Annotated in this window: 4 protein-coding genes; all 4 read right to left on the bottom strand. The window is 67.8% G+C overall.

All coding sequences use genetic code 11. The features are described from left to right. Positions 1-758 precede the first annotated feature (758 nt). The 4 genes from WA944_RS20765 to WA944_RS20750 all read right to left on the bottom strand — a co-directional run bounded on the left by WA944_RS20765 (position 759) and on the right by WA944_RS20750 (position 5,160). Positions 759-908 (bottom strand): hypothetical protein, encoded by a 150-nt coding sequence (locus WA944_RS20765; RefSeq protein ID WP_526371962.1) that lies wholly within the window; start codon positions 906-908, stop codon positions 759-761. A 1,146-nt stretch (positions 909-2,054) separates the two neighbouring features. Beyond that, a complete protein-coding gene (locus WA944_RS20760; protein WP_526611452.1) occupies positions 2,055-2,399 on the bottom strand; it encodes a hypothetical protein in 345 nt (114 codons plus the stop codon). Positions 2,400-2,632: 233 nt separating this feature from the next. Next, a complete protein-coding gene (locus WA944_RS20755) occupies positions 2,633-3,499 on the bottom strand; it encodes a site-specific integrase (protein ID WP_526371966.1) in 867 nt (288 codons plus the stop codon). Between the two features lie 176 nt (positions 3,500-3,675). Continuing rightward, entirely contained in the window at positions 3,676-5,160 is a 1,485-nt protein-coding gene (locus tag WA944_RS20750) for an RNA polymerase sigma factor (protein ID WP_526371969.1), read from the bottom strand. Positions 5,161-5,228: the final 68 nt, after the last annotated feature.

Raw genomic sequence — 5,228 nt, 5'->3', positions numbered from 1 at the left:
GCGGTCGGCGAGCTGTTCGTACAGCTGATGCCGCAGAGCAGTGCCGCCCGCGCCACGCGCACCGCCGCCCCGGACGCTGGCCGAGACCAGGCCACCTCGGTGTCGGCGCGCGCCTCAGCGACGACGGCGGCGGAGAACTTCACCGCATCCAGCAGGCGGTCCAGGTCGCTTCTGGGCACACCGTGCGCCGTGGGGCCGAACGTGCGGGCGGTGCAGCCGCAAGCGCACGTTGCGATGAGGTTCTGGTGATCCTCTGCGGGATGGCCGCAAATCAGACACGTTGGCAAGGGGTCTCCTGTGCTGCAGTAGATTCCAGGTGATGAAGGCGTGCCCTGACGGCGGCCAAGCGGGCAGGCTGCCTGTCGTGGGTGGGCTGCCGGGCCGGGGTGGTACGGGCTCGCCGGTCGCGGCACTCTGCGCAGCGGGCCAGCGGACGGTGGACGGTGGACGGGACCGCCGCAATCGGCGCACGACATCACTCACCCGCAACCATGGCGGCATGCCGCCAAAGCTTATGTGCCCCAGCGCCTATGGCGGCATGCCGCCAAGCCCTGAGAGCCGCCGTAGGGGGTTGAAGAAACCCGGCGGGCACACCCACCCCAGCGGGCACACGATAGCCCGCAGGCGTTGACGAGGGGCGGCAAAGCGGGTGCCGAGGTGTCGATCACGTTGGCACCGCCAGCTCGTCAAGGTTGCGGTGCGACCGGCAGCGCTGCACAGAGTCCTCACCGTGGATCCAGCCGTTGCGGTCGCAGTCATCACATGCAGTGATCTCGTCCCGCAGTGATCTCGTCCCGGATGGCCTGCAGCCGGGCGTCCTCAGCGTCGGCGTCGGCGCGGTCCTTGGCCTCAGCGGTGAGCCGCTGGCGCTTGCAGCCGGGGCAGCTCGGCGGGTCGGGGTCGTCCAAGTGTTTCGCACATCGGGGCCCGTATTGCCCGCGAAGCGGCTGGGGGCGAGGGTCGTCGGTGGGGTGGGGTTCGCCTCGCACGCGCGTGTGCGCGCGCGTGCGCCCACCCCCAGGAGTCCCTGTAGGAGTACCTTTAGGGCCACCTTTTCCCAGCTCAGAGCCATTGCGCCGTGCCGCATGCGTACCAGGTTTCGTACGCAGGCGTACCAGGTTTGTGACGCTGGCGTACCGGGTTTCGGCCTCAGAAAACCCGGACGCTGGCGTACCAGGTTTCGGTGGATGCGCCAGGTCGTGCGCCCTGCGCGCCACCTGGCCCCGACCACCGCTAGACCGCCACGTCTCCACCAGGTAGCCGCAGTCACACAACCGCTTCAGCAGCGCCTTGGTTCGGTGCGGGGACAGCTCGCCCGGTACCCGCTTGGCAAGCACGGCCAGTTCGACCGCCCAGCCGGTGCCATCGCTGCGGGTGAACTCTGTGCATACCGCCGTTGCAAGTCGGAATTCCTTGTCGGTAAAGCGCGCGTCACCCTGCAGGGCCTTGAGCCAAGAGAACTTGTCGAAGCTCATCGCCGCACCCCCTGGTCGGCATGAACGCAACAGGCCGCGCCCGGCTCGCCCACCCGCGCCCGGCACGGCAGGCCGTTGGAGCGGGGACGCCCGCAGCGCAGGGCATCCCCCCAGATGCGGTCCCGAATGTGGACGGGCAGCCGCCCAAGACCCTCATGCTTGGCGCTATCGGCATCCCCAGACAGCCCCTGGGCCTCTCCGTCTAGCACCGGAAGCGACACCAGCCACAACGTCTCCTCGCCGGTCTCGTGGATGCAGACAGCCGCCACGAAGTCTGGCGCCCCCGCGCGGCACAAGAAGGCCGCCCGATCCCAATCGACTTCTGCGGTAGTCACCGGGCATCACCGGCCAGCGCAGCGTTGAGATCGGCCAACGATGGAGTGGCTCGCTCGGGCGTCATCGCGGGCCAGCTTGGCGTTGACCTGATCCCGGCTCGGATAAGTGCGGTGCGACGCGATGGACTGTAGCCGCGCCTGAGAAACCTGTCGTCAGTCCACCGCTGAAACCCTATGTCGCACTGTGGTTGTGCCTTCACCCATGCCAACCCCGCTTCAGTTGAATGTAAGTCTGGCATGTCAGTCACTGCGTGCCAGCCCCGGCCTCGCGGACGCGGCGGGCCTTGGCCCGCGCGGTTTTGGCCCTGGCGGAGGCGTGGGCCATGCGGATGAGTTGCGCCCGGCGGGCGTTCTCTACGAGCTTGGCGCGCAGCTCAGGGGATAGCTCGCGCCCAGGGTCTACCTGGTCTTCGAGCTTGCGCGCCTGGGCATCACGGGCGGCGGCGGTTGCGGCTGTTCGGTCAGTGGTGCGTGACCAGCGGGTATGCGCGGCAATCTGGGCTCGGGTGCGGCGCTGTTCGCGCGCTAGGCCCGTCTTGGCTTCCAACGGGTCGCCTGGTGGTTGGGGTGCGGGCGTGGCGGGTGCCACGGGGCCTCCTTGAGGTAGGCCAGAGACAGACGATCAGCAGGTAGCACCTGCTGATCTCGTGTCGCTTCCCCACGGCACGGTGATCTAAGGCGGTCGCGGGCCCCACGCTAGTACATGGTGTAGACGCAAACACCGCGAGATGCGCTGCAGCACAGCGGTGTACAGCGCGCTACACGCCACCACGCTGCGGTTTAGCTACATCACCCCGCAGTTGCATACGGCGTGTTGAGCCCCTACAGATCGCCCAAATTCAGTCCCCGCGCCTCGGCGGCGGCACGCTCAGCGGCGGTGCTTCGGGTGTACCGGTCAATCATGTCGCGGGTCGACCATCCGGCCACGGCCATCAGCCCGCCCTCGCTGCCCCCGGCGGCCAGCCACCGGCTCGCGGCGGTGTGCCGCAGCAGGTGCGGATGGAAGCCCGCTATGCCCGCCTTGGTCGCGCGGTCCCGCAGCGTGGCGTGCAGCCCGTAGTACGAGAAACCCTTTTGCCGCTCACCCAGCCACAGGTCTGCGGTCTCCGCCCGCAGATGGGCACGACGCAGCCTCATGTATCGGTCGATGGCCCGGGCGGTCTGTGCTCCAAAAGGCACCAGGCGGCCCTTGCCGCCCTTGCCGCGCACCACCAGCGCGACGCCGCGCACCAAGTCGACGTCCTCAACGCGCAGCGCCACCACCTCACCCGCCCGCATGCCGGTCTCGACCATCAGGCGCACCAGGGCCTCGTCGCGCCGGTCGCGCAGCTCCTTGCCCGCGCATGCTTTCAGGAGTGCGCGCACCTGCTCGTCGTCCAGGCTCTGCGTCACCTTCGTGTCGAGTTTGGGCGCCTTCAGGCCTAGCAGCGGGTCAGTGTCGATCTCGCCCTCCTCCTCAAGCCATGCGGAGAAGCGGCGCAGGGAGAGCTGGCGGGCCCGCGCCGTAGCTGGTTCAGCACCCTGTTCGAGCAGGTGTGCCACGAAGGCGCGCACCAATGGCTTAGTCAGCTCGGGCAGCAGGCCCTCGGCGGCGCACCAGGCGAGAAACTGGTTGACGCCCGCCAGGTAACTCTTGATGGTCTCGCGGCTCTTGCGGTCGCTGCGCAGCGCCAGTTCCCAGCTGTTCACTAAGGCGGCCATGTCTAGCGGCGGGGGAGTGCGCTTAGCAGCCATGGGGCACCGCCGGGTGGGTGTGTGCAGGTATGGGGCAGCAAGTTGGCATGCCCAATACCTTAGCTAGCAGCTGTGTGCTAACTCACCAACCGTCAGTTTCCGCTGGTTAAAGCACCATTCTGGAGTGTTGCCTAGTCCAGGTAGTCGCGCAACACCTGGGAGCGGCTGGGGTGGCGCAACTTCGACATGGTCTTCGATTCGATCTGCCGGATGCGCTCCCGCGTCACCCCGTAGACCTGGCCGATCTCGTCGAGGGTGCGCGGTTGTCCGTCGGTCAGGCCGAAGCGCAGCCGGACCACGCCCGCCTCGCGTTCGGACAGCGTCTCCAGCACCGACTGCAGCTGATCCTGCAGCAGCGTGAACGACACCGCATCCACGGCCACCACGGCTTCGCTGTCCTCGATGAAGTCGCCGAGTTGCGAATCGCCCTCGTCGCCGATGGTCTGGTCCAGCGAGATGGGTTCACGCGCGTACTGCTGGATCTCCAGCACTTTCTCCGGTGTGATGTCCATTTCCTTGGCGAGTTCTTCGGGCGTGGGCTCACGACCCAGATCCTGCAGGAGTTCACGCTGGATGCGGCCGAGCTTGTTGATGACCTCGACCATGTGCACCGGGATGCGGATGGTGCGGGCCTGATCGGCCATGGCCCGGGTGATCGCCTGGCGGATCCACCACGTCGCGTAGGTGGAGAACTTGTAACCCTTGGTGTAGTCGAACTTCTCCACCGCGCGGATGAGGCCCAGGTTGCCCTCCTGGATCAGGTCCAAAAAAGCCATCCCGCGACCGGTGTAGCGCTTGGCCAGCGACACCACCAGGCGCAGGTTCGCCTCGAGCAGATGGTTCTTGGCGCGGTCCCCGTCGCGGCAGATCCACTGGTAGTCCCGGCGCTGTGCCGTCGTCAGCTTCTCGCCCCGCTCGGCGAACTCGGTCATCAGCTGCGTGCAGTACAGTCCCGCCTCGATGCGCTTGGCGAGCTCGACCTCTTCCTCGGCGTTGAGCAGCGCGACCTTGCCGATCTGCTTGAGGTAGGCGCGAACAGAGTCGGCCGAGGCGGTGAGCTCGGCGTCTTTGCGGGCCTGCCGCAGCGCCTCGGATTCCTCTTCGTCCCAGACGAAGTCGCCGGAGGCCTTGTCCTTCTCCGAGGGCTCGGCGATCCCGTCGTCCTCGGCGTCGTCGACCTTGGCGGCCTTGCCGGCCGCCTTGGGGGTGGCCTTCGTGGTGCCGTCGGCGTCGTCGGACGCGTCGTCGGTGTCGGGTTCGTCGTCGGATGCGTCGTCGTCGACGGCGATGTCCTCGAGGTCGATGTCGGTCTCGTCGACCTCGAGCTCGTCGCCGGGCTCGACGACGGCGTCTTCGGTGCTGTCGGAGTCGACCGAATCTGCGTCGACGCCCTCTACCGCGGGCGCGGCCGACTTCTTGGCGCGGCCACGGGAGGCCGGCGCGTCGCCTTTCGCCGCACGCGGCTTCGTCGTCTTGGCCGCAGCGCTCTTCGCGGCCTTCTTGGCGGGCGCGGACCCGTTCGCCGACTTCGCCGGCGCGGCCTTTTTGGCGGGGGGCTTGGTGGCGGTGCGCTTCACCGGCTCATCGGTTGCCGGGCTTGCCTTTGTCGCTGCCACGTACACCCTTTCGGTCGTGCTGGTTCCGGCGCGCACACGTGCGCCACCGAAAAGTGTCGGCTATGTCG

This window comes from Mycobacterium sp. (assembly GCF_049683355.1).
GTDB lineage: Bacteria > Actinomycetota > Actinomycetes > Mycobacteriales > Mycobacteriaceae > Mycobacterium.
This window is presented reverse-complemented; position numbering and strand designations above follow the sequence as displayed.